Raw genomic sequence first — 24086 nt, 5'->3', positions numbered from 1 at the left:
GATGCTCCTGCGACGCGGCCGGGCGGCCGATCCGCGCACCAACCCCGCCGGGAGTACCCGGGACGAACCGCCGGCCGACCCCGGTGGGTACCCGAGGATCCACAACCCGCCGCAACCCGGGCAGTGGGCGCCGATCGTGGTCGACGAGCCCACCGACCCCTTCGACCCCCGGCCGGCGCCGGGACGTCAGCCCGACACGGTCTGCGACGGCTGGACGACGCCGGACTTCGTGGTCCGGATGGCCTCGGTACGCGGGAACGCACACCGGTACGCCGGAAAGTACCGGCAGGACGATGCGGGTGTCGTGCTGCACCGGCCGACCGGAGCGGTGCTCTTCGCGGTCATGGACGGTGTCTCCAGTGCGACGGCTGCCGAGGTCGGCGCCAGGCTGGCCGGTCAGGCCGCCCTTCAGGCGCTGGCGGACGAACTCGACCGTGGCACCCGGGTCGACTGGCGGCGGGTGCTGACCGACGCCGCCGACGCGCTGCTGCGGCACGGCCGGTACGGGCTGCGGTCGGGTGAGCGGGCCGAGGACGTGGAGCGGCGGCTCGGCACGACGATCGTCACCGGCGTGGTCCGGCCGACCCGCTCCGGCGCGACGGCCGAGCTGGTCCGCGCCGGTGACTCCGCTGCCTGGACCTTCGACGGCTCCGGGTTCACCGGCCTCTTCCCGTCGAAGTACTCCGGCGGCGGCATGGTCGACTCGGCGGTGACGGCCCTGCCCAGGCTGCCGGAGCGGATCGCACCGGTCGAGGTGTCGCTGACCGGATCGGTGCTGCTGATCGGAACGGACGGTTTCGGCGATCCGCTCGGCGACGGCACCGGCCTGGTCGGCGACCTCTTCGGCACGCTGCTCGACCGGCCACCGCCGATGCTGGGGCTGGCCCACGCGCTCGACTTCTCCCGGGACACCTTCGACGACGACCGGACGCTCGTCGCGGTGTGGCCGCGTCCCCGGCGGTCGGGGGCGGCGGGATGAGCGTGGTCATCGGCGGGCCGGTCGAGGTCGACGCGCTCACCGTGGTCGGGGAACTCGGCTCCGGCGGGCAGGGCCGGGTCCGGCTGGTGGAGGCGCCGGGGATCTTCCCGGGACGGCTGGCGTTCAAGGAGTACGACCCGGGGACGATCGCCTCGGTGCGGGCCGACGTACTCGACCGGCTGGTGGCGCTGCGCGCGTCGGCCGGCGACGACCTGCGTACCCTGCTCGCCGAGCGGGCCGCGTGGCCGCTCGCCGCCGTCCGGCGCGGCGCGCAGTTGCGCGGATTCCTCATGCCGCCGGCCCCGCCGGAATACACCGTGACGCTCACCCTTCCGGGCGACGGTCGACCCCGGCCACTCGCGATGGAGTTCCTGCTCAACCCGATCGAGTACATGGCGAAGGTCGGCCTGCGGGTCTCGGAGCGCGACCGGGTCGGGCTGCTGCGCGAGTTCGCCCGGATGCTCGCGGTGCTGCACGGCGACCGGATCGTGGTGGGCGACCTCTCCCCCAAGAACGTCCTGGTGACGGTGGATCCGCCACGCTGCTTCCTGCTCGACTGCGATGCGGTCTGCGTCGACGGCGACTCCGTGGCGCCGCAGGTCGAAACGCCGGACTGGCGGCTGCCGGAGGGCGAGGCGCTCGGCACCGAGGCGGGTGACCGGTACAAGTTCGGTCTGCTCGTGCTCCGGTTGTTGCTGTCGGATCAGGCCGCCCGCGACCCGGCCGAACTCACGGCCGCGCGGAAACTCTTCGCCGACGTCGCCGATCTCGCCGCCCGGAGCCGGCGGGAGCCGGACGCGCGGCCCGACTGGCCCGAGTGGACGGCCGCGTTCGACGCCGTCCTGCCGCTCTCGGACGAGATCGTGCCCACCCCGCAGCCGGGACCGCGCTCGGAGCGGCGGCGGGTCGCCACCGGCGGCCCGGTGCCGGGGGCGGCCGGCGGGCCAGCGGGCGGCACCGCTCCACCCCGGACGTCACGGTCCGGGACCGCGCGCTGGGCCGTCGCCGCCGCGGCAATCGTCGCCGCCCTCTGTGTGCTGCTGGTCTGGGTCGGCGGCCGGACGGACGACGGCGCCCGGGACGAGAGTGCGAGCACGAGGGTGGTCCCGCCGCCGGTGGCGGTGCCGAGCACGGCCGCGACACCGAGCACCGGGTTCTCCACCGAGCCGCCGCGTGACCGGGTCGGTATGGTCCGGCTGGCGGGTGCCGGTGACAGCGCCGAGGTGATCGAGGTGGCCGAGTTCTTCGACGGCTACTTCCGGGCGATCAACGACAAGGACTGGGACACCCTGCTCGCGCTCTACGACCCGGACGGCGTGGTCGACCCGGCGAAGCCGAAAAGCCGCGACTCCTTCATTGCGGCGATGTCCAGCACCGAGGACTCGGACGTCGCGCTGGTGCAGGTGGACCCACGGCTGGACCCGGTCCGGGCCCGGGTGACCTTCACCAGCAACCAGGCCGCCGGCTACGGCCCGAAGGGCAGGCCGGACGAGACCTGTACGCGCTGGGATCTCACCCTCCAGTTGACCCGGCAGGGCGGCGGCTACCGGCTGCTGCGCCCCACGGCCGCGAAGCACCGGCCCTGCTGACCGCACTGGGCCCGGCCGACGCCGGCCGGTCGGGGCCTATCCGCGGGCTCCCAGGTCCGCCTGGATGTTCCGCCGGTAGAAGTCGAACCAGTCGCCGCCGGCCGAGAACTCGAAGGCGAGCGCCGCAAGGTTCCAGAGCAGACGATAGGCGCGGATGTTGTCGCCGAGTTCGGGTGTCAGGCTCAGCCCGTAGCCGTCGAGGAACGCCGACAGGATCTCCTGCCCGGCCATGGAGACGCGGGCGATGTCGAGCATCGGGTCACCGACGCCGACATCGCCCCAGTCGATGATCCCGGCCAGTCGCGCCCGGTCGGCGAAGACGTGTTGCGGTTTGAGGTCCCGATGCAGCAGGACACCGGGTTCTCGATAGGTCATGATGCCGGAGGACCTGATCGCCTGGTCGAGATGGCCGCCCAGGTCGCGGGTCAGCACACCGGCCGTCACGAGATCCGGGATTCGCGCGAGGACGCTGTCGAGCGCGTCGTGCCACGACCCGTGACGGCCCCGGACCTCGTCGGGGCGTACGGCCAGCGCACCGTACCCGGGGAGCCTGATGTCGTGCACCGCGCGGAACGATCTGCCGGCCTGGCGCCAGACGTCGAGGTCGCGGGTGGGCTCTCCGGGGAGTACCCGCATGATGATGAACGCGGTGTCGACCGCGTCGGTGTCCAGCCGGTGCGTGACGACCTCCGGCCCGGGAATGCCAGCATCGCGGACTCGACCGCAGGCCCACGTCTCGGCGGTCAGCAGATCGCGGCTGCCGACCTTCAGCACGACATCGCCGCCGCTGGCGACCCGCACCACGAAGGTCGCGTTTCCAACGGAACCGGCAACCCGTCGCGCACCTGTCGCCCGGACGCCGAGTTCCTGGGTGACGATCGATGTCGCCGATCCCTCGGTGAGATCAGGATCGTTGTCGAGAGTCAATCCCGCTCCATCGGCTAGAGGGCCGCGACCCTGGCACGGTAGCCACCGCCGGGCCGGCGCGCCACCACATTGCCGGCCGTGGGTGGATCCGTCGCCAGCAGATCCCGGGCCCGTTCGCGCGCCTCGAAGCAGGCCCGGGCGTCGTTGGCCAATCCGAGGAACGGGTCAGGTCTCCAGTTCGGTGGGGGCGCCGATCGGCAGCCAGCGGATGCGGTCGCGTACCTCGGGTGCGGCGGCGGCGAACTCGGCCTCGATGACGGAACGGGGCTGCTGGAAGTGCCGCCACCCCTCGTAGTGCACCGGCACGGCGGTGTGCGGACGTACCGCACCGAGCAGTTCGACGGCGTCCCGGGCGGTCATCGTGTAGCGGAGCGGACCGGTGACCGGGAAGCGGACCCCGCCGAGGTGCACCAGCGCCAGCCCGACGGGGATCCGCCCGGCGACCTGCCGGACACCGCCGTAGAGCACGGTGTCGCCGGAGATCCAGAGGGCACCGTGCCGCTGCCCCGGCCAGCGCAGGGCGAAGCCGACGACGTCACCGACGATCGGCCCGCTCAGCGGCGGCCCGTGCCGGCAGGGCGTGGCGGTGACCTCGATCGACGGCCGGCCGTCACCCCGCAGGGTGGTCGTCGCCCACGGCGCGAGGCCGCGCGCACCGCCGCCGAGACGGCCCGCGCCGGACACGGTGGTGACGACGGTCCCGGCCGAGGGAAGGAACCGGCGGCCGGCCTCGTCGAGATTGTCGCCGTGGTGGTCGTGGGTGAGCAGTACCGCGTCGACCGGCCCGAGCGCGTCCGGAGGTACGGCCGGACCGGCGAGCTTGCGGGAGGAGGTACCCCAGCCGAACGCGTAGCTGCGCCCGGCCGGGTCGAACGTCGGATCGGTCAGCAGCCGCCAGCCGGCCGCCTCGATCAGTACGGTCGGGCCGCCGATGTGCGTGACGCGGACCTCAGCGGGCATGCGAGAGGGCCCAGTCGAGAACGTGGTCGGCGATCTCCTCCCAGCCCTTCTGCGCGGGCAGCAGGTGCGCGTACCCCTGGTACTCCTCGACCTCGGTGACCGTGTTGGACTTGTAGTGCTTGGCGTTCGACCTCTGGATCGCGGGCGGCATGATGTGGTCCTCGCTGCCGGAGACGAAGAGCAGCGGCGCCCGGTTGTCGTTGTGGTAGTCGACCCAGGTGTCCTGGTGGCCGGGTTGGAAGTTGGCGAGCACGCTGCCCCAGAGGATGCCGCCGTTGGCCGGGATGTGGTAGCGCTCGTAGAGGGCGCGGGACTCCTCCTCGGTGAACGTGTTGGTGAAGGCGTACTTCCACTCCTCGAAGGAGAGGCCGACGGCCCGGCGCCGGTTGGCCGGGCTCTTCAACACCGGGAGCGTCGACTTCACCTGGGAGAGCGGCACGACCCGTACCCCTTCGGTGGGTGCGGAGTTGAGTGCGACGCCGGCCGCGCCGAAGCCGTGGTCGAGCAGGATCTGGGTGAAGGCGCCGCCGGCCGAGTGGCCGATGATGATCGGCTGGCGGTCCAGCTCCCGGATGATCCCCTCGATCTTGGCGATGATCGCCGGCACGGTAACGTCGGTGATGATCTGCGGGTTCTCCCGCAGCGCCTCGACCTCCACCTCGAAGCCGGGGTAGCCGGGCGCGATCACCCGGAAGCCCTTCGCCTCGTAGTGCGTGATCCACTGCTCCCAGCTGCGCGGCGTCACCCAGAAGCCGTGCACGAGGACGATCGTGTCGGGCGTGCTGGTCATGGCAGGCTCCTCAGGAACGAGAGCAGGTCCTCGGACAGCTGCTGCTTGTGGGTGTCGGTGATGCCGTGCGGTGCGCCCGGGTACACGAGCAGCGTCGCACCCTTGATCCGGGCGGCGGAGGCCTTTCCGCCGACCTCGAAGGGGACGACCTGGTCGTCGTCGCCGTGGATGACCAGCGTCGGTACGTCGAACGCGTCCAGGTCGGCGCGGAAGTCGGTGGCCGAGAAGGCGGCGATCGACTCGTACGCGTTGCGGTGTCCCGCCTGGAGTCCCTGCCGCCAGAACGCGTCCCGCACGCCCTGCGAGACGCTCGCCCCCGGACGGTTGAGGCCGAAGAACGGGCCGTCGGCGAGGTCCCGGTAGAGCTGCGAACGGTCGGCCACCGAACCGGCCCGGATCCCGTCGAAGACCCCCACCGGCACGCCACCGGGGTTGTCCTCGGTCCGCACCATCAGCGGCGGTACGGCCGCGACCAGCACCACCTGGGCGACCCGGGCGGTGCCGTGCCGGCCGATGTACCGGGTCACCTCGCCGCCGCCGGTCGAGAAGCCGACCAGCGTGACGTCGTGCAGGTCGAGTGCCTCGATGACGGCGGCGAGGTCGTCGGCGTAGGTGTCCATCTCGTTGCCGGTCCACGACTGGGTGGAGCGGCCGTGCCCACGGCGGTCGTGCGCGATGGCCCGGTATCCGTTCTCGGCGAGGAAGAGCTGCTGCGCCTCCCAGCTGTCGGAGTTGAGCGGCCAGCCGTGGCTGAGCAGGACGGGTCGCCCCTCGCCCCAGTCCTTGTAGTAGATCTGCGTGTCGTCGGCGGTGGTGACGAAGGGCATGCATACACTCCCGCGCTCGCGCTGATGAGGAGTCGGGCGACGATCCGGGCGTTGCCCCGCCCCCTGCGGCACGGCACCCTCTCGTAACACCCGCATGCGAACCTATTGAGCGGAGCGCGTCGGGTCGGGGGCTGTGCGTGCACCGTTGTCGGCTGAGCGTGCACATCGGGCGGGGTAAATGGGCTTCGTGTTGGATACGGCGGACATTCCACCTCACGAGCGGGTCGACGCGATCTACGCGGCGATGATGCAGGCGTCCGTCCCGTCGTACGTGATCCACGAGGATCCGGACGGCGAGGTCCGGACCCGGCTGGAGGTGTGGGACCTCGGGGGCGCCAACATCTTCACCGCCCGCTCCACCGGCCTCCGGCTGCTGCGCACCCCCAAGCAGGCCCGCCAGGACGCCGCCCCGGTCATCGCGCTCTCCGTGCAGCGGCTCGGCGACGGCCGGCACGAGCAACTCGGGTACCGCCAGGTCGTGCCGCCCGGCGAGATGCTGATGGTCGACCTCTCGGCGGCGTACGACTTCTCCTGGTCAGGCGAGGGCGCGGCCGGCTGCATCCAGGTCCCGATCGACCAGGTCGGCCTCCCGCTCGACCTGATCCGCCGGGCGGCGGCGAACCTGCGCACCAGCCCGCTGTACGGCCTGGTCGCCAACCACGTCAGCCAGCTCGTCGGGGACGCCGAGCGGCTCAGCCTCGACCCCGCCGCCGACGCGCTCGGCCGGGCCAGCGTCGAGCTGCTCCGTGCCCTGCTCGTCTCGGCCGCCCGGGTCGAGCCGCTCAGCCGCGCGGTCCTCGCCGAGACGCTGCTGACCCGGGTCCGCGCCTACGTCCGCCAGCACCTCGCCGATCCGAACCTGCGCCCGGCCACCATCGCCGCCGCGCACAACGTCTCGCTCCGCCACCTCTACAAGATCTGCGCCCAGGCCGACTTCAGCCTGGAACAGTGGATCATCGGCGAACGACTTCAGGGCGCCCGGCAGGAGTTGCAGCGACCGGCGAGCCGCGGCCGTACGATCGCGACCGTCGCCCGCCGCTGGGGCTTCACCGACCCGACCCACTTCACCCGACGGTTCCGCGCCACCTACGGGCTCACCCCGGGCGAGTGGCGGCGGATCTCCACCGAGGTACCCCGCCGGCACCCGTAGCCGCGGGGTACCCACCGTTCCGGTTTACGCCGACGTCAGCGCGGCTTCCTCTCATGTGCCGCCAGTGTGTTGAATCGGTCGAGAGTCCGCCAGTCATCGCCGGTCCGGTCGACAGGACAGCCGGCCCCTTCCAGTCGGCTGGCCATCTTGTTGAGCCAGTTACCGGAGGCATCCATGTGGACGTAGTTGAGACCGGCGAGGTCGGTGGGACGACGCATCGTGCCCACTTCCAGAATGATCGTGCGGTCCGGGTGCAGCGCGAGGGCCATACCGAGTTCCAGGAACACGTTGGGTCTGGCCTGACAGGATCCGTGCTCGTCAGCACTGTCCGTCGCTCCGCGCAGCGTCGGATGCAGCTCGACGATGTCGTCCGGCGTCAGCAGAGCGATCACTGCGGAAGCGTCCCGGACCGCCTTGTTGATCACCTCCTTCAGGGACGGCACGGTGGAGTCGGTGTTGCGAACGAGTCGCTCCCACTCCATGGGTGTGAGCCCGAGAGCCCGGAGGCAGTCGAAGAGCGCGTCGCGGGCCGCCAGGTCACGACCGTGGATGACGAACACCCGTCTGCCCTTCCCCGCCTTGCGGGGTCGAGCCGGCGTGGGTTCGGCGGGGCTTGCGTGGATCGGGCTGCGTTCGCCGAAGGTCACCGCGTCGGCGTTCACCCTGCCGATCCGATTGCGTTGCTCAGCCATGACTGTCTTCAATCCCTTCCGAGGGCGGGTGTTGACTTTCCGGTCTCCGTGCTGTCGCCGGCACGTGATTTGCTGCCGAACGTAACGTTCTTGGCATTGAGCTGGTCGATCTTGTTCTGATGCTGGTTGAAGATGTTCTGGACGAATCCGTCGAAGCTCGAGGTGTCAATTCGCCGCTTCACCAGGTAAGTCCTGACAGCCTTCGCGAGAGTCTGGTCGAGAAATGCGATCGTCCCCCGGATGTCCTGCCTGGCGTTTGGAGTGACCACGGCGCCGCCTACAGCGAGTTGCTCCCGGATGGAATCGATCGCTCCATAACGAATTTCGCGGTTGTGCTTGACCGCCTTTTTGATCCGCCACCGCGCCCATCGACGGCGTACTGCAGCGAACGCCTCATCGGCCAGTAAACGCGGACTCCCCAGCGCTGTCACCCAGATTTTTGTAGTTCCGAAATGGATCGCGTGCATGAGTTGAGTCCACCCGTCGTTCGGATTCTTCTCGGGGCGCCCGAAAGTGGTGAAGATCATGGCCGGAAGGATAAGAATCTTGCTATGCAGGATCAGTTGGTCGCCGATCAGCTGACCCCGCACGAACAGCGTCACGATGATTTCGTTGTCCCAGCCCGACACCGGTACCTGGACACAGAGATAAGTCCGCCTAGTAGCCACCGTCTCGCGCAGATACTGGAGAATTTGGTCTCGTGGCTGGTGGGTGACTGGGACCTTCTTCGGCTCGGGCAGAACGTCATTGGCAAACAGATCCAGCCCGTTGACATACATGCGGTAGCCGCACCAGAGACCGGGGACCCCGGCTTTCCGCATCGAGAACTCAAGCTTGCGATGCAAGGTCACCATGTCTACTCGCTTGGGACGGCGGCTCTTGCCGTCCTTGCCGGTGCTGCCGAGGCGAGTGTCGACGCGGTACTCGACGTCCCAGATTGACTCACCGCTCCCGATGAACTCGTTGTCGTGCCGCAACTCCAGGTCATAGACGATGACTCGCGCGATGGCCCTACCGCGAGTCTGATCGGGATCGGGACCCTCGCCCAGAGCGTAGAAGCTCCGTTCCTGGTGGTCCGGCATCGCCGGAGCGACGTCACGCAGGTGAGGTGCGTCGAGGGTTCGATAGGCATGCCGACAACGCCGTGCACGGCCGGCCACCACGTAGGCGTCAACGATCCCGATGCCCCAGATAATCACTGCACCGACAAGCACGACCTGAGCATCCTGCGGATGCGCGAGCTGCGATATCAACCAGCCGAACACCAACGTGCAGAGCAGGAACAGCGTCGTGACGCGCCGCGCCAGGGCTCGATGACGCTGGCGCCATTTCCGGAACCACTTGAAGGCCTCGCGGACGGTGACTCGGCGTCGCCGTAGGAGACGACGCAGGAACACCAACAGGAGGACCAGCAGCACCACGGCGAGGGCAACCGGCCCGTCGCCCCGGGAGTAGCACGCGGCCGCCAGCACCACCAGAACGCCGACGATGACCGCGCAGAGAGCCAAGTTGCGACCGCGCTCCCAGCGTTGCGCCCACCAGGCGTGTCTGAGCACCGCAATCATGTCGAGCCCGTAGTTCGGGGGCCAGGCGCTCACGGCACGCCCAAGATAGGCAGCGAGGATGCTCCGCCTCAGCGGGCCGTTGAGATGCACGGCCTCGCAGAGTCGGCAGGTGGGCCGGTTGTTCGCGGAGGGGGAGGCAAGATAGTTCGGCTTTTTACCAACCGGGTCCTCCAGCGACCAGTCGTGCTGGCTCACCACGGCCCACCGACCGGTGTCGGTCCGGCAACCGACGTCGGACTCACCGACGTCAGCCGGTTCGCACCGTGGACCAGCGACTGTCGTTCGACAAGGATCGTACGTTCCATAGAGATCGTCCGTTCGATGAAGATCGTCAACACGACACCGGAGACGGAACCGGCGTCGGCGGAATAGGACTCGAGGGTGAGTGTGACCGAGCGGTACACATCGGTGGAACCTCCAGCGCGACGGTGACCGGAGCCGGACGGCCGAACGTGAGATGGCCGAAGGGAGTTAGGCGGCAGTGCCGGATACGAGCATCATCAGGGTCGGACTCTGTCAGCGGCAGAACAGCTGAGGCAAGGAAAGCCGGCATATGCTTCCCACGAAAGATCTCAAGTGCTTCCCAAGCGCTTCCCACGAGCCGGGTTGGCTGGCCGCCCTCGGCCCAGGCCGCCTCTTCGTCAACGGCGAACAGGCCATGCTCCCGCCACGCGTTGTACGCATCCTGCTCCGGCTCGCCGTCGCGGCGGGCAAGGCGCTCCCCGTCGAGCGGATCTATCGCGACGTATGGAACCTGCCGGGCGCGCCGGTTGATCGTGTAGCACGAAATCAAGTACAGAAGTGTGTCAATCTGCTACGTACGGTAGCAGGGGGCGACAGCGAGTCGTTCATAAGCACGGAGAACGCCGCGCCCACCTCCAGCTACCGGCTCGTGTTGCCGCCCGAGCGGATCGACTTCCTACTTTTCGAGCACCTAGTGGACCAGGCCCGGTCCGCCGACGCGGTCGCCGCGACACCCCTGATCGAGGCAGCGCTGGGTCTCTGGCAAGGCATGCCGTTGGCCGAGGTCGCGGACCTGCCGTTCGCCCAGCAACCGATCCGACGGCTGGCGGACCTTCGGCAGGCGGCCGAACACGATCTCGTCGGCCTCTACCGGGACGTCGGCAGACCCGAGAGCGCGCTCGCCTTCGGCACGGCCTGCCTACAGGAGCGTCCAGACGACACCGTGCTTCGTTCGATCCTCTCCGGGATCAAGCAGCAATTGCGACCACGACGGCGTGGACTGATCCACCGGATCATCAGTGACAGCCCACCGGTCAGCATCAGCGTGGTGTCGGGGGACCTCTTCGACCACCACGATGCCCACCTGGTTGTCGGCTTCACCGATACGTTCGACACAAACACTCACGAGAACGTCGTCATCAGCAATGAGTCCGTCCAGGCACAGGCAATGCGACGGCTCTTCGATGGCGACCGCGCCCTGCTCGACCGTCGTCTGCGTGCCGCCCTGCGCCACGTCCCGGAGGCCGGCCGTGAGAAACGGACCGCGAAACCCAGAGGACGCCTGATCCGGTATCCGATAGGCACCGTCGCCGTGCTACGCCAGCAGGATCGACAGGTATTCGCCCTCGCATATAGCAGGATGGGCAACGATCTGATCGCGCGGTCCACGCTGGACGACGTAAGGACAAGCCTCAGCGCGCTGTGGCACACGGTGTACCAGGAGGGACAGCTTCGACCGGTGGCGATGCCGTTGATCGGCTCGGCCCTCGCCCGCGTCCACGGAGTCTCGCCGACCCGCCTGCTCACGCTGATCATAGAGTCCTTCGTCGCTAGTACACTCGACCGGACGGTGGCCCGAGAGCTGAGAATCGTTCTCCGTCCGGTCGATCTGGCGCACGTCGATTTCGAAGAGGTGGCCAGATACCTGCACAAGGTCGAGGTTCCCGGGAGCTGAAGTCTCGCCACAACTCGTGCGCTTTCGCCGGGCGTGCAGCTCTGTGAGGCTAGCCTGTCCTGGACGGTCGCTGTCGAGGGCGTCCCACAGGCATCGGCAGCGTGCGCCTTCCCCTCCGCGATTACCTCCCGGGACGCGACCAAGTCTGGATCGAGCTCACCGACCCCACCGGCCAAGACCGCCTGGCGAACACGCCACTGGGCGGGCCACTCCTCGCCCGGCCCGGTCTGGTCGATTCCCGACTCGGTGAAGTAGTACCACCCCAAACGTTCTGGGTGACCACCCACAACGTGCCCGGTCAACGGCGCGGGGGCGATGGCCGGGTCACAATCCACATCGGCGTGCCTCACGACGTTCGGTCACAGATAACCCCTGGTACCGGTGGTCGGCGCGGGCTAGCGTGCTGCGGGTGGGTACGGCAGGGCTGCGGCTGACGCTCAGGCAGTGCCGACCGGAGGATGTCGCCGTGCTGGAGCGGCACTTCCCCACCGGGCGGAACCGCTACCACGAGGCCCGCTACCAGCGGCAGCGTGCGGGCTCCAGCACGTTCCTGATCGCCTGCCTCGATGCCGTTCCGGTCGGTTCCGGCGAGGTCATGTGGCAGGGGGCGAAGGATCCGGACGTCCGTGACCGGTTCCCCGGCTGCCCGGAGATCAACGGCTTGGCCGTCCTTGCCGAGCGGCGGTCGCAGGGCGTCGGGTCGGCGATCATCCGTGCGGCCGAACACCTTGCGGCGCGCCGCGGCCGGCACCGGATCGGGATGGGCGTCGAGGAGCAGAACGTCCGCGCCGCCCGGCTCTATCTCCGGCTCGGGTACCGCGATACCGGCTGCCGCTACCTGGACCGCTACCCGTACGTGGACGACCACGGTGTCCGGCACGAGATCGCGGACGCCTGCCGGTTCCTCGTCAAGACGATCTCCGCTCTCCCCGGATGACCCGGCCGTCGGAGCGGGCAACGGGGTGCACGGCGAGCCTGCTCGTAGGCTCGCCGTGCACCGTTGCCGGCGTCGCTGACCGGTTACCGGAATGCTGCCTGCCGCTGGCTGCGGTCCCGGTACTCAGCCGGTGCTGGCCAGCGGGGCTGTGCCGGCCGTACCCTCCGGCATCTGCTCCTGCGCCGCCCTGAGCTGCGCGTCGGTGACGTTCGGGCGCCCGAAGATCCGGACCGCCTCGTAGTAGATCGTCGCCAGGCCGTAGCAGGGCGGTCGCAGCGCGTCGGAGTAGGTCGCGCAGACCCGCTGCATGTCGCCGTAGAAGGCGAGGTCGAGCCGGTCCTTGTTCTCCGCGAACCGTTGCGCCGCCTTGTAGTTGCGGTAACCGAAGTCGTGCCGGATGCAGGAGAGTTCGAAGGCGAACCCGAGCGGGTTGTCCGGCGCGCCGGTGCAGCCGTCGTTGGACCAGTCGAACATGTACGCGGCCAGGATCGCCTGGTTCTGCCGGGCCGCGTCCCAGGTGGCATAGCTGTCGGAGCCGGTCTGCGTCAGGCTCGCCAGCACCGCCAGCCGGTTCGGCGCGAGCCCCGTGCCGAAGACTCCGGAACCGACCGAGACGGAGATGGTCGGAGTGCCGAGGCCGGCACACCCGCTCAGGTAGCGCTGCCCGGCCGGCAGCGGGAAGCAGCCGGCCCAGGTCGATCCGTCCAGCGTCTGCAACGCCAGGTTGAACCCGATCTCCAGCTGGCTGCCGCCGTCGTATACCCGGCCGTCGATCAGCACCGCGCCGAGGCTGTAGCCGTAGTAGTCGTTGCCGAAGCTGAACACCCCGGCGGCGGCGACCACCTGCCCGTTGTACGGTGAGCCGCTCGTCCGCTCGATCAGGTACGCCTGGCCGGCGCCGGCGAGGTAGAAGTTGCAGACGATCTCCGCCAGGTAGTCGATCCGCACGTCGAGGCCGACCCGGGTCACGTATCCGCTGATGTACGGCGTGCACCCGGCAGCCTCCGCCTGGGTGCCGTCGACCCTCCGGGTGGCCGTACCCGCGTCCTTCGTACCCAGTTTCATCGCGGTGCTGTCGAGCTTGCGCAGTGCCCGCTGGGCGCCTGCCGGCCGCTTGGCGGCATCCGGCGTCGCCTTGGCGATGCCGGACGGTGCCGAGGCGGTGAGGTTGGGGAGATCCGGTGCGCCGCGTGCCGCCCGCGCTCCGGCCTGCGCGGGTAAGGTGCTCGCCAACGCCCCGATCAGGGCCAGCGTCAGCGCGAGAATCCACGCCGATCCCCGGCCGACGATCCGTGCCGTGCCTGTCCGTTCCACTGTCGCCTCCGTCGCTGGTGTGGTTTTCGGACAAGCTCCCAGTGCGGACTGAACGCAGATTGGACGCCGACTGGACGTCGACCCGACGACGGGCCGGGCATCCACCGATCGGTTGACCGGGGCACCCGTCGGGGCCGGCGGCAGCGGTGGCTGCGTGGTCGATTCGGCGCCGGGGCGCGGACGGCACGCTTCCGGTATGACAATCATCGAGGTAGACGGCCTCGTCAAACGCTACGGCGAGCAGACGGTGGTGGACGGGGTCAGCTTCGCCGTCGAGCCGGGCGAGATCTTCGGCATCCTGGGACCGAACGGGGCGGGTAAGACCACGACCGTCGAGTGCGTCGAGGGATTACGTACCCCGGACGCCGGCAGCATCCGGGTCTGCGGCATCGACCCGCAGCGGGACACCGGAGAACTCCGGCAACTGCTCGGCGCACAGCTCCAGGAGAGCGAGCTGCCGGACAAGCTCACGGTCGGCGAGGCGATGCGACTGTTCAGCTCCTTCTATCGAGAGCCGGCCGACTGGCGGGACCTGGTCGACACCCTGCGGCTCACCGGCAGGCTCGGTACGCAGTTCCGGCGGCTCTCCGGCGGGCAGAAGCAGCGGCTGTCGATCGCGCTCGCGCTGGTCGGCAACCCGAAGGTGGCGGTACTCGACGAACTGACCACCGGCCTGGACCCGCAGGCGCGCCGGGACACCTGGGACCTGATCGAGGACATCCGCGACCGGGGCGTGACGATCCTGCTGGTCACGCACTTCATGGAGGAGGCGGAGCGGCTCTGTGACCGGCTGGCCGTGATCGACTCGGGTCGGCTCGTCGCGCTCGACTCTCCGGCCGGGCTGGTCGCCAGGGTCGACGACCGGCAGCGCATCCGGTTCCGCCCGTCGGCGCCGCTGGACCACGCCGTACTGACCGCGCTGCCCGAGGTGACGTCGGTGGAGCGGGCCGGCAGCCAACTCGTGGTGACCGGTACCGGAAACCTGCTGCTCGCGGTGACCACCGTGCTCGCCCGCAACCAGGTCGTCGCCGCCGACCTGCGGGTCGAGCAGACCTCGCTGGAGGACGCCTTCGTCGCGCTCACCGGCCGACCCGTCGACGCCTGAGGAGACTGCCATGTCCGCCCTGTACCGGCTCACCGCCACCGAAACCCGACTCTTCTTCCGCGAGCCGATGATCGTGTTCTTCGCGCTCGCCTTCCCGCCGATCCTGCTCGGCATCTTCGGGGCGATCCCGGCGTTCCGGGAACCCGACCAGTCCCTCGGCGGCCTGCGGGTGATCGACCTGTACGTGCCGATCGTCGTCGCGCTGGCCCTCGCGATGTTCGCGCTCAACGGCCTCTCCCAGCTCTTCGCCAGCTATCGGGAGAAGGGTGTGCTGCGACGCATGCGGACCACCCCGGTGAAGCCGGCGATGATGCTCGGCGCGCAGTTGCTGATGTCGACGATCCTGTCGGTGGCAACGATGGTGGTGGTCCTGGCGGTCGGCCGGCTGGCGTTCGAGGTACGCCTGCCCCGGCAGCTCCCGGCCTACCTGCTGGGCTACCTGCTGGCCGCGTTGGCGATGTTCGCGATCGGCCTGCTCGTCGCCGCGCTCGCCCCGAGCGGCAAGAGTGCCGGCGCGATCGGGACCGTGCTGTTCTTCCCGATCGTCTTCTTCGCCGGCCTCTGGATCCCCCGCGACAGCATGAACGACGTACTGCGGACGATCAGCGACCTCACCCCGCTCGGCGCGGGTGTGCAGGCGTTGCAGGACGCGACGGCCGGGCACTGGCCGCAGCCGCTGCACCTGGCTGTCATGCTGGGGTGGACGATCGTGGCCGGTGGGCTGGCCGCGCGGTACTTCCGCTGGGAGTAGGTCGTGAGCATCGAGGCGGAGCTGCGCGCCGAGTTCGACCGCTGGGAACGCCGGGAGGTGGCGCTCTTCAACGTGCTGCCGTACCTCCTCCTGGCGGCCAGTGTCCTGGTCACGCTGCTGCAACCGACCTGGGACACGCCGGTGCACGTCCCGGCCGTGCTCGGGCTGGCGTTCGCGGCCACGCTCTGGTTGCTCTGCTTCCACACCCTGCACCCGGAGTGGCACCAGAGAGGCCCGCTGATGGGCCTCTACTACACCGGGCTGATGGTGCTGGCCGCCGGCCTGGTGGCGATCGCGCCCTTCTTCGCGCTCTTCGCCTTCGTCGGCTACCCCCAGGCGTTCCTCTACCTCAAGGGCCGCTGGCGCTATGCCGGCGTCGCCGCCACGGCGGTCGTCTCGGCGATCGGTTACCTGGGCGGGGCCGCCGAGATCGTCGCCGGGGAGTGGTGGGAGGGGATCTCCGTCAGCGTGATCTGCATCGTGCTGGCCGGGGTGTTCTTCTACTTCGCCGAGCTGGCCGACCAGCGCAACCACAAGCAGCGGCAGGCGCTGACCGAGCTGCACGAGGCGAACACCAAGCTGGAGGCGGCGCTGGAGGAGAACGCCGGCCTGCACGCCCAACTGCTGGTGCAGGCGCGCGAGGCGGGGGTGCTGGACGAGCGGCAGCGGATGGCCCGGGAGATCCACGACACCCTCGCCCAGGGGCTCGCCGGCATCCTCACCCAGCTCCAGGCCGCCGAGCAGACCGACGACCCGGCGACGTCCCGCCGGCACGTGACGAACGCGATGAACCTGGCCCGGGAGAGCCTCACCGAGGCCCGCCGGTCGGTGCACGCGGTGGAGCCGACGATGCTGGCCGAGGCCCGGCTCCCGGACGCGATCAACGACATGGCGCGGCGCTGGGCGGAGGCGCACCACATCGAGACGGTACTCACCACCACCGGCGACGCCCGGCCGATGCACACCGACGTGGAGGTGGCCCTGTTGCGTACCGCGCAGGAGGCGCTGGCGAACGTGGCGAAACACGCCCGGGCCAGCCGGGTCGGCCTGACCCTGTCCTACATGGAGGATCTGGTGACGCTCGACGTGCGCGACGACGGGGTCGGCTTCGAGCCCGGGGTCAAGCGGGCCAACGGTTCCCACAACGGCGGGTTCGGGCTCGCCGGGATGCGGCAGCGGGTGCAGCGCCTCGCGGGCCGGTTGGACATCGAGTCGGAGCCGGGTGGCGGTACGGCGATCTCGGCGGCCGTGCCGGCCATCCCCGCCGGAGGTGCGCAGTGATCTCGCTGCTCATCGTCGACGACCACCCGGTGGTGCGGGACGGGTTGCGGGGCATGTTCAGCGCCGACCCGCGCTTCGAGGTGCTCGGCGAGGCCGGTGACGGCGCCGAGGCCATCACCGCCGGAGAGAGGCTCCGGCCCGACGTGATCCTGATGGACCTGCGGATGCCGAGGACCGACGGGGTCACCGCGATCAAGGAACTGGCCAGCCGTGGGGTGCCGGCCCGGATCCTGGTGCTCACCACGTACGACACCGACAGCGACGTGCTGCCCGCGATCGAGGCGGGCGCCACCGGGTACCTGTTGAAGGACGCGCCGAGGGAGGAGCTGTTCCGGGCGGTCGAGGCTGCCGCGCGCGGACAGGCGGTCCTCTCCCCCGCCGTCGCGACCCGGCTGATGGGTCAGATCCGCCAGCCCGCCTCGGAGCCGCTCTCCCAGCGCGAGCTGGAGGTGCTGGAGCTGATCGCCCAGGGGTCGACCAACCGGGAGGCGGCCCGGCAGCTCTTCATCAGCGAGGCGACGGTGAAGACCCACCTGCTGCACGTGTACGCCAAACTCGGCGTCAACGACCGGGCGGCGGCGGTCGCCACCGCCTTCTCCCGTGGCTACCTGACCCCGCGCCGCTGAGCCGTCCCCGGTCAGCCCTTCACGGCGCCGGTCAGCCCTCCGACGATCCGGCGCTGGAACAGGCTGAAGAACAGCAGCGCCGGGAGCATCGACAGGGAGGTGAACGCCAGGACCTTCGCCGTGTCGACCGAGTACTGCGACGCGAACGCCTGCACGCCGAGCGGCAGCGTGAAGGTCTCCTCCCGGTTGAGGATGAAGAGCGGCAACAGGTAGCTGTTCCAGCTGGAGATGAAGGTCAGGATGGCCACCGTGACGACTCCCGGCATGGAGAGCGGCAGCACCATCCGCCAGAAGAAGCCGAGTCGGCCGCATCCGTCGATCGACGCCGCCTCCTGGATCTCGTCCGGGATCGCCCGCACGAACGGGACCAGGATGATGATCGTCATCGGGATGGCGAACCCGATCTGCGGAAGGATCACCCCGGGCAGCGTGTTCATCAGCCCGAGGGTCCGCACCAGGATGTAGAGCGGGGTGATCGCCACGGTGAGCGGGAACATCAGCCCGGCCGCGAAGAGCGAGTACATCGCGCCCCGGCCCCGGAACCGGTAGCGGGCCAGGACGAAGCTCGTCATCAGGCCGAGCGTGACCACGCCCGCGGTGGTGAACCCGGCGACGATGGTCGAGTTGAGCACCTGTTGCCAGAACACGCCGCCGGTCAGCACGTCGAGGTAGTTCCCGGTCTCCCACGGGCTCGGCCAGCCCGCCGGGTCGGTGGTGATCGCCGCGTTGGTGCGGAAGCCACCGAGCACGATGTAGCCGATCGGGGCCAGCATCACCCCGATGAGCAGCAGCGCGACGAAGTACACCGCCGGGCTTCCCCAGGGCAGCTTCCGGCCGCCCCGCACCGGCCTGCGCACGGCTACCGCGGTCGCGGCCATCAGCGTCTCCCTCCGGTGATCGCGCCCTCGGTGTCACGGCGCAGGACGAACCGCTGGTAGACCAGCGCCGCGACGAGGGAGACGAAGAACAGGACCACGGCCACGGCGTTGCCGTACCCGTACTCCCCCGCGTTGCGGCCGTTGGCCACCATGTACGTCGCCATCGTCGAGGTCCCGGCCGTGGCGGCGACGTACTGGCCCCAGATGATGTAGACGAGGTCGAAGAGTTGCAGCGCACCGATCATCGACAGGAAGGCCCAGATCCGGATCGTCGGCCCGAGCAGCGGCAGCGTGATCCGGCGCTGGATCTGCCAGTAGGAGGCCCCGTCGATCGAGGCGGCCTCGACCAGCTCGTCCGGGATGCCCTGCAACCCGGCGAGGAAGAGGATCACGGCGAAGCCGATGTACTTCCAGGTCAGGATCCCCATCAGGGTCCAGATCGCCTTCTCCGGGTCGGAGAGCCAGTCGCTCTGCAACCAGCCCAGCCCGAGCCGCTCCAGGTAGGCGTTGACGGCGCCGCTGCCCTGGAGCATCAGGCTCCAGCCGGTGCCGACCACCACCTCGGAGATCACGTACGGGACGAAGACGAGTACTCGGATCAGGGTCTGCCCGCGCATCTTCCGGTTCAGCAGCAGGGCGAGGAGCACGGCGGCCGGCCCCTGGAGCACCAGGGACAGTACGACGATCACGGCGTTGTGCCGCAACGCGTCGACGAACGTGCCGTCCTGGAAGACGAGCAGGTAGTTGCGGAGCCCGACGAACTCGGTCGGCGGACCGTACCCCTGCCAGCTGAAGAAGCCGTAGTAGCCGGCCATGGCGACGGGGAGGATGACGAAGGAGAGGAAGACGAGCAGCGTCGGGCCCGTCATCAGCGCGATCTCCAGCCGGGCGGGCCAGCCGATGCCCTTGCGGGCACGGCGCCGGGTCGGGGGCGACGCGACGGGCGCGTCACCCCCGACCGTCGTCAGACCCGCCGGCCGGTCCTGCGCGAGCTGCACGCTCTCGCGGTCTGTGTCGAACATGTACGGGTCTTCAGGCCCTCTTCGCGGCGGTCTTGACCGCGCTGACGATCTCCTCGGGGCTGCCCTTGCCGGCCAGCAGGTTCACGACGGCGGTGTTGAGCGCGTTGCCGACGTTCTGCCCGTAGACGGTGTCCAGCCACTGCGAGACGAACGGCGCTTTGTTGTACGCCTCCAGCACCGACTTCAGGTGCGTCTCGGTCACCGCGCCCTGCGCCTCGCTGTTCACCGGCGGCGCCTGGAACGCCTTGTAGTACGCCTCCTGGACGGGGGTCTGGAGCATGAAGTTGAGGAAGGCGGTGCACTCCGCCTTCGGCGCCTTCGCGGAGCAGGAGTAGCCGTCGACGCCGCCGAGGATCGCGCCGGGCTCGCCCGCACCGCCCTCGATGCTCGGGAACGGGAACCAGTCCAGGTCCGGCAGCGGCTTCTTGTCCGGGGTCAACGAGCCGATGACACCCGGGTTCCAGGCACCCATGAGTTCCATCGCCGCCCTGTGGTTGGCGAGCAGTCCGGCCGAGCTGCCCGCGCCCTGCTGCGCCGACGTCGTCAGGAAGCCGTTGTTGAAGGGCTGGGTGGCGGCGAAGGCCTGCACGTCCTGCCCGGCCTTCAGCCAGCAGGGGTCGTCGAAGTTCATGCTCTTGGCGGTCTCGGTGAGCGTGGCGGTGCTGCACTCGCGCAGCGCGAAGAAGTAGTAGTAGAAGGCGGCCGGCCAGGCGTCCTTGCCGCCGAGGGCGATCGGCTGGGTACCGGAGGCCTTGAGCTTCTCGACGGCCGCTTGGAGGTCGGCCAGCGTGGTCGGCGTCTGGGTGATACCGGCCTTGGCGAAGAGGTCCCTGCTGTAGAAGAAGCCGCCGGGCAACACCGCGACCGGCATCGCGTAGACCTTGCCGTCGATCGTCTGGGCCTTGAACGACCCCTCCGAGACCACCTTCCTGGTGGCGTCGCTGATCCCGTCCGTGATGTCCATCAGCTGGCCGGCCTTGACCATCGCGGCCATCTTGCCGCCGCCGCGCTGCATGAACACGTCGGGGGCGTCGCCGGAGTTCAACGCGGTCTGGAGCTTGCCGTCCAGGTCCTCGTTCTGGATCGACTGAAGCTGGATCTTGACCTTGGGGTTGGCCGCCTGGAAGTCGGCGACGGTCTTCTCCCAGAAGGTCTTGCCCGGCCCGGTCGTGGCGTTGTGCCAGAAGGTCATCGTGACGTTGCCGCCGCTGCCCCCGGCACCCTCCGAGTCCCCGGAACCACAGGCGACCGTTCCCAGGACGCCCGTCGCCAGGACTACCGACAGAGTCAGTAGCTTGCCTGCCCTCATCAACCTGTCCTCTCTGCCCAGTGCGCCCAGCCGAGGCTCCCTCGGGGCGAACGGGAACAGTGGTCTCGGTTGTCCGCCCTGGACACGAGGGCCGCTGTCCCCTCCCGTCGACAGGTGTCGGTCCGACGGCCGGCTCGCAGCCATCAAACGGCCATCATCCGATCCGTCGAACGTCACAGTAACTGTCTATCGACCGGCAAAGACTCGCAGACGGACCTGAAAAGTTCAAGACATGTTTCGGAAACTTCCGAGAGCCGCACCGAGCCGCGCGCACTGACCCTTCCCGGCGCGGAAGACCAGCCGAGCACCCACCCCGAGGTGGGACCGCCGGCCGGCCGCGACGCGTCGTCCACACTCGTCGGCGAGTAGCGAGCCGTCGGTTGTCCCGGGCACCCGCGGACGGCCGGTTGGCGGGGGGAACCGGCCCTCCAACGAGGTCTCATATCGGAGAAGTTCCGGAAGATGGGCGCGCACCCGCCGCCCGGCCGGAAACGGCGCGACGGTCATCACCCGGGCCGCGGCGACAGCCGAGCGACGCGACCGCCCAGGCCCCGGCAGCGTTCCGGAAACGTCTGAGCCGCGGGCCGCCGCCGCGTCACCCCGGTTCGGACGAAGCGGCGCGGCGGCGACGGCGGCGCGCGTCAGTGTCGCCAGCAGGACGGCGACCACCCGCGCGACGTCCGGAAAGCTTCCGGAACTTATTGACGTTCCTGAATTTACGCTGCGATACTTTGATCTATCGCGGTCGATGCGACGCACCCGCTCAGGTCTGCGGCGGCGTTCCCGCCCACCGCCACCCGTCCGGACCGTACGACTGCCGTCCCTGCCCCGGCCCGGACGGCCGACACCGCCGGCACCCCACCACCTGTGAGAAGGAGACCCGCATGTTCGGCAGACTCGCCAAGCCCCGGCCACCGACCACCCGGGGCTGGCTCGGCCACCTCGTCCGGCTCGCCGTCGTCGCCACCACCGTGGCGACCGGCGGTGCCGCCATCGCCGTCGTGGCGTCTCCGTCCAGCGCCGCCGCCTGCAACGGTTACGTCGGACTCACCTTCGACGACGGGCCGACCGGCAGTACCAGCGCGCTGCTCTCCGTGCTGCGCAACAACGGCGTACGGGCCACGATGTTCAACGTCGGGCAGAACGTCCAGAACAACCGGTCGGCGGCCCAGGCGCAGGTCTCGGCCGGCATGTGGGTCGCGAACCACAGCTGGAACCACGCCCACATGACCTCGATGAGCCAGAGCCAGATGCAGTCCGACCTGTCCCAGACGAGTTCGGCGATCCAGTCGGCGACCGGCGTCCGGCCGCAGCTCTTCCGGCCGCCGTACGGGGAGACGAACGGCACCCTCCAGTCCGTCGCCTCGTCGCTCGGGATGCGACAGGTGATCTGGGACGTCGACTCCCAGGACTGGAACGGCGCCAGCGTCAGTCAGATCGTCGCCAACGCCAGCCGACTCCAGGCCGGCCAGGTCATCCTGATGCACGACGGAATCCAGAACACCCGCGACGCGATCCCGCAGATCATGTCCAACCTCACCAGCCGCAACCTCTGCCCCGGCATGATCTCGCCGTCCACCGGCCGCGCGGTGGCCCCGGACGGCAACCCCGGCGGCAACCCGACCACCCCGCCGCCCGGCGGCAACCCCACCACCCCACCCCCCGGCAGCGGCGGCTGCACCGCCTCGACCACCGCCGGTACCGTCTGGGGCGACCGGTACAACACCACGGTCACCGTCAGCGGCGCCAGCAACTGGACCGTCGTCGTCGCCGTCACCTCACCACAGTCGATCAGCACCACCTGGAGCGGCAGCGCCAGCCTGAGCAGCAACAACACCGTGTTGACGATGCGCTCCAACGGCAGCGGCAACAGCTTCGGCTTCACCACCATGACCAACGGCAACTCCAGCGCCCGACCACAGATCAGGTCCTGCACCGCCGGCTGACGTCCCGCCGACCGGCCGACCTCCGCGCCCGGGACTCCGCGGCAGGTCGGCCGGCTCGGACGACGTACGCAGACGTCCGAGCCGGAGCGGGTTCCGGTGCGGCGACGTACGCCAGGGCCACCTCCCCGGAGACAACCGGCCGCCGCCGGCAGGCCGGTCAGTAGCGGGTGGCGGGTGCCCTGCTCGGGATCCCGAGATCCGCGACGACGCCGAAGTGGTCGCTGGCCCAGACGTCCCCGACGGGCTCCGAGAAGACCTGACGGCAGTCGAGCACGTCGAGGGTCGGCCCGTGGTGGACGCAGCGGACGAAGAGGTAGTCGATCCGCCGGCCGCGCTCCTGCGGCCAGGTACCCTCGGCGACCACCCGATTCGCCGGGGTCATCGTGTGGCCGGGCTCCGCCGGCCGAGCCTCGCGCCAGGCGTCCCGGTAGCAGACACTGACACCGTCGAGCGAGCGCAGCCCGGCCCAGAACCGCATGCTGGCCGCCTCCGGTACGGCGTTGAAGTCACCGGCGAGCACCACATGCCGGTCGTCGACGCCGCCGATGCCCTCGACCGCCCGCGCGGTGACCACGGCCTGGAGTTCCCGCTCGCGTTCGAACGACAGCTCCCAGTTCGGGTTGTGGTTGACCAGCAGCAGCGGCCCGATCGGCTCCGGCGCCCGGACCTCGGCGACCAGGGCCACCGCCGGGAACTCGGCCGTGCGGGCGCTCACCTGAAGATCGACCTCGCGCACGTCGCCGATCGGCCAGCGACTCGCGATCGAGGCCCCCGAGCCGTCGGCCTCCCGCCGGCCGGCGTGCGCGACGTGGTAACCCGCGCCCAGCAACTCGGCCACCTGGTCGTAGTGGGGATCCGCGATCACCTCCTGGAACGCGACCACGTCCGGATCCAGCTCACCGAACCCACCGGCCAGCACCGCCTGACGAGCACGCCACGGCGCGGGCCACTCCTCGGCCGGCGCGGCCCGGCCGATCCCCGCCTCGGTGAAGTAGTACCACCCCCAGACGTTCTGGGTGACCACCCGCACCGTGCCCGGTCGGCGGCGCGGGGGCGACGGCCGGGTCGGAGTCGACATCCGCTCATCATCATCGCCACACCCATCGACCGCCACTCCTGGGGCGCGGATCGCGGGCGGCACCGAGAGTGACGGGTACGGCACGTCCGCCGGCGGTCGACATGTCAAGATATCGACGTGCTTGACGATGTGGTCCTGGTCGACCCCTGGTGGGATCTGCGGGGACCCGGCGATTCCGAGCAACGGCAGGTCCAGGAGATCAGTACGGAACTGGTCCAGGAGACATCGCGGGGGCATCCGCTGTACGGGGTGGCCTTCACCGTCGTCGGACGCTCCGATGCCACCGACGACGTACTGCTCAGGGTCGGCGACCGGTGGGCACTGGTTCACCTGACCTGGAGCGGAACGGCGGAACTACCGCCCTGGCCGAGCTGCGCGTTCTTCGACTCGGCCGACGACGCGCAGCGGGCCATAGCGCTCGGCTGATCGCGCGCATGCCGGG

Annotated in this window: 22 protein-coding genes; 11 read left to right on the top strand and 11 right to left on the bottom strand. The window is 69.7% G+C overall.

Annotation, left to right across the window (positions count from 1 at the left end):
* Position 1: 1 nt before the first annotated feature.
* The gene (locus tag C6361_RS00915; RefSeq protein ID WP_107266423.1) at positions 2 to 979 is read left to right on the top strand and encodes a protein phosphatase 2C domain-containing protein; all 978 of its coding nucleotides are present in this window, start codon (positions 2 to 4) and stop codon (positions 977 to 979) included.
* Complete coding sequence (locus C6361_RS00910) at positions 976 to 2568, top strand: hypothetical protein (protein WP_159079108.1); 1593 nt, start codon at positions 976 to 978, stop codon at positions 2566 to 2568. Before C6361_RS00915 ends, C6361_RS00910 begins: the two co-directional genes overlap by 4 nt.
* A gap of 36 nt (positions 2569 to 2604) precedes the next feature.
* On the opposite strand, the gene C6361_RS00905 is transcribed toward C6361_RS00910, so the two are convergent.
* The 4 genes from C6361_RS00905 to C6361_RS00890 form a co-directional block, all read right to left on the bottom strand.
* A complete protein-coding gene (locus tag C6361_RS00905) occupies positions 2605 to 3495 on the bottom strand; it encodes a phosphotransferase family protein (protein ID WP_159079107.1) in 891 nt (296 codons plus the stop codon).
* A 165-nt stretch (positions 3496 to 3660) separates the two neighbouring features.
* The gene (locus C6361_RS00900; protein ID WP_107266420.1) at positions 3661 to 4455 is read right to left on the bottom strand and encodes an MBL fold metallo-hydrolase; all 795 of its coding nucleotides are present in this window, start codon (positions 4453 to 4455) and stop codon (positions 3661 to 3663) included.
* Positions 4445 to 5245, bottom strand: coding sequence for an alpha/beta hydrolase (locus C6361_RS00895; protein WP_107266419.1), 801 nt, complete (start codon positions 5243 to 5245; stop codon positions 4445 to 4447). The genes C6361_RS00900 and C6361_RS00895 overlap by 11 nt, the downstream gene beginning before the upstream one ends.
* Positions 5242 to 6072, bottom strand: coding sequence for an alpha/beta fold hydrolase (locus C6361_RS00890; protein ID WP_107266418.1), 831 nt, complete (start codon positions 6070 to 6072; stop codon positions 5242 to 5244). Before C6361_RS00890 ends, C6361_RS00895 begins: the two co-directional genes overlap by 4 nt.
* Before the next feature lie 187 nt (positions 6073 to 6259).
* On the opposite strand from C6361_RS00890, the gene C6361_RS00885 reads away from it, so the two are divergent.
* Positions 6260 to 7222 carry a helix-turn-helix domain-containing protein gene (locus tag C6361_RS00885; protein ID WP_199853189.1) on the top strand — a complete coding sequence of 321 codons (963 nt, stop codon included), beginning with the start codon at positions 6260 to 6262 and terminating at the stop codon, positions 7220 to 7222.
* Positions 7223 to 7257: 35 nt separating this feature from the next.
* On the opposite strand, the gene C6361_RS00880 is transcribed toward C6361_RS00885, so the two are convergent.
* Together C6361_RS00880 and C6361_RS00875 are read right to left on the bottom strand one after the other, a co-directional pair.
* Positions 7258 to 7914, bottom strand: coding sequence for a TIR domain-containing protein (locus C6361_RS00880; protein ID WP_107266416.1), 657 nt, complete (start codon positions 7912 to 7914; stop codon positions 7258 to 7260).
* An 8-nt stretch (positions 7915 to 7922) separates the two neighbouring features.
* Positions 7923 to 9674, bottom strand: coding sequence for a hypothetical protein (locus C6361_RS00875; protein WP_159079106.1), 1752 nt, complete (start codon positions 9672 to 9674; stop codon positions 7923 to 7925).
* 358 nt (positions 9675 to 10032) lie between these two features.
* On the opposite strand from C6361_RS00875, the gene C6361_RS00865 reads away from it, so the two are divergent.
* Positions 10033 to 11397 (top strand): macro domain-containing protein, encoded by a 1365-nt coding sequence (locus C6361_RS00865; protein WP_107266413.1) that lies wholly within the window; start codon positions 10033 to 10035, stop codon positions 11395 to 11397.
* Positions 11398 to 11806: 409 nt separating this feature from the next.
* Positions 11807 to 12334: a GNAT family N-acetyltransferase gene (locus tag C6361_RS00860; protein ID WP_234359240.1), complete on the top strand. Its 528-nt coding sequence runs from the start codon at positions 11807 to 11809 to the stop codon at positions 12332 to 12334.
* Positions 12335 to 12457: 123 nt separating this feature from the next.
* Here C6361_RS00860 and C6361_RS00855 read toward each other — a convergent pair whose 3' ends face one another.
* Entirely contained in the window at positions 12458 to 13648 is a 1191-nt protein-coding gene (locus tag C6361_RS00855; RefSeq protein ID WP_234359239.1) for a phospholipase, read from the bottom strand.
* Between the two features lie 196 nt (positions 13649 to 13844).
* Between C6361_RS00855 and C6361_RS00850 the strand changes: the two genes are divergently transcribed.
* Genes C6361_RS00850 through C6361_RS00835 form a run of 4 tightly spaced genes read left to right on the top strand, consistent with a single transcriptional unit; the run spans position 13845 to position 17411 of the window.
* Positions 13845 to 14753 (top strand): ABC transporter ATP-binding protein, encoded by a 909-nt coding sequence (locus C6361_RS00850; protein WP_107266412.1) that lies wholly within the window; start codon positions 13845 to 13847, stop codon positions 14751 to 14753.
* A 10-nt stretch (positions 14754 to 14763) separates the two neighbouring features.
* On the top strand, positions 14764 to 15504 hold the full coding sequence (locus C6361_RS00845; RefSeq protein WP_107259747.1) for an ABC transporter permease: 741 nt from the start codon (positions 14764 to 14766) through the stop codon (positions 15502 to 15504).
* 3 nt (positions 15505 to 15507) lie between these two features.
* Positions 15508 to 16785 (top strand): sensor histidine kinase, encoded by a 1278-nt coding sequence (locus C6361_RS00840; protein WP_107266411.1) that lies wholly within the window; start codon positions 15508 to 15510, stop codon positions 16783 to 16785.
* Positions 16782 to 17411, top strand: coding sequence for a response regulator transcription factor (locus C6361_RS00835; RefSeq protein WP_107259751.1), 630 nt, complete (start codon positions 16782 to 16784; stop codon positions 17409 to 17411). Before C6361_RS00840 ends, C6361_RS00835 begins: the two co-directional genes overlap by 4 nt.
* Before the next feature lie 11 nt (positions 17412 to 17422).
* Here the strand turns inward: C6361_RS00835 and C6361_RS00830 are convergent, their stop codons facing one another.
* Genes C6361_RS00830 through C6361_RS00820 form a run of 3 tightly spaced genes read right to left on the bottom strand, consistent with a single transcriptional unit; the run spans position 17423 to position 20503 of the window.
* A complete protein-coding gene (locus C6361_RS00830) occupies positions 17423 to 18289 on the bottom strand; it encodes a carbohydrate ABC transporter permease (protein ID WP_107259753.1) in 867 nt (288 codons plus the stop codon).
* Positions 18289 to 19311, bottom strand: a complete 1023-nt coding sequence (locus C6361_RS00825; protein ID WP_107259755.1) for a carbohydrate ABC transporter permease — start codon at positions 19309 to 19311, stop codon at positions 18289 to 18291. Before C6361_RS00825 ends, C6361_RS00830 begins: the two co-directional genes overlap by 1 nt.
* A 10-nt stretch (positions 19312 to 19321) precedes the next feature.
* Positions 19322 to 20503 carry an extracellular solute-binding protein gene (locus C6361_RS00820; RefSeq protein WP_234359238.1) on the bottom strand — a complete coding sequence of 394 codons (1182 nt, stop codon included), beginning with the start codon at positions 20501 to 20503 and terminating at the stop codon, positions 19322 to 19324.
* 1001 nt (positions 20504 to 21504) lie between these two features.
* Between C6361_RS00820 and C6361_RS00815 the strand changes: the two genes are divergently transcribed.
* Positions 21505 to 22566 (top strand): polysaccharide deacetylase family protein, encoded by a 1062-nt coding sequence (locus C6361_RS00815; RefSeq protein WP_107266409.1) that lies wholly within the window; start codon positions 21505 to 21507, stop codon positions 22564 to 22566.
* A gap of 157 nt (positions 22567 to 22723) precedes the next feature.
* Here the strand turns inward: C6361_RS00815 and C6361_RS00810 are convergent, their stop codons facing one another.
* Positions 22724 to 23644, bottom strand: coding sequence for an endonuclease/exonuclease/phosphatase family protein (locus C6361_RS00810; RefSeq protein WP_107266408.1), 921 nt, complete (start codon positions 23642 to 23644; stop codon positions 22724 to 22726).
* 117 nt (positions 23645 to 23761) lie between these two features.
* Here C6361_RS00810 and C6361_RS00805 point away from each other — a divergent pair, with 117 nt between their 5' ends.
* The gene (locus tag C6361_RS00805) at positions 23762 to 24070 is read left to right on the top strand and encodes a hypothetical protein (protein WP_107259762.1); all 309 of its coding nucleotides are present in this window, start codon (positions 23762 to 23764) and stop codon (positions 24068 to 24070) included.
* Positions 24071 to 24086 lie beyond the last annotated feature (16 nt).

Source organism: Plantactinospora sp. BC1, from assembly GCF_003030345.1.
Classification (GTDB): Bacteria; Actinomycetota; Actinomycetes; order Mycobacteriales; family Micromonosporaceae; genus Plantactinospora.
Note: the sequence above shows the minus strand (reverse complement) of the source record. Positions and strands in the feature narration are given on the sequence as shown.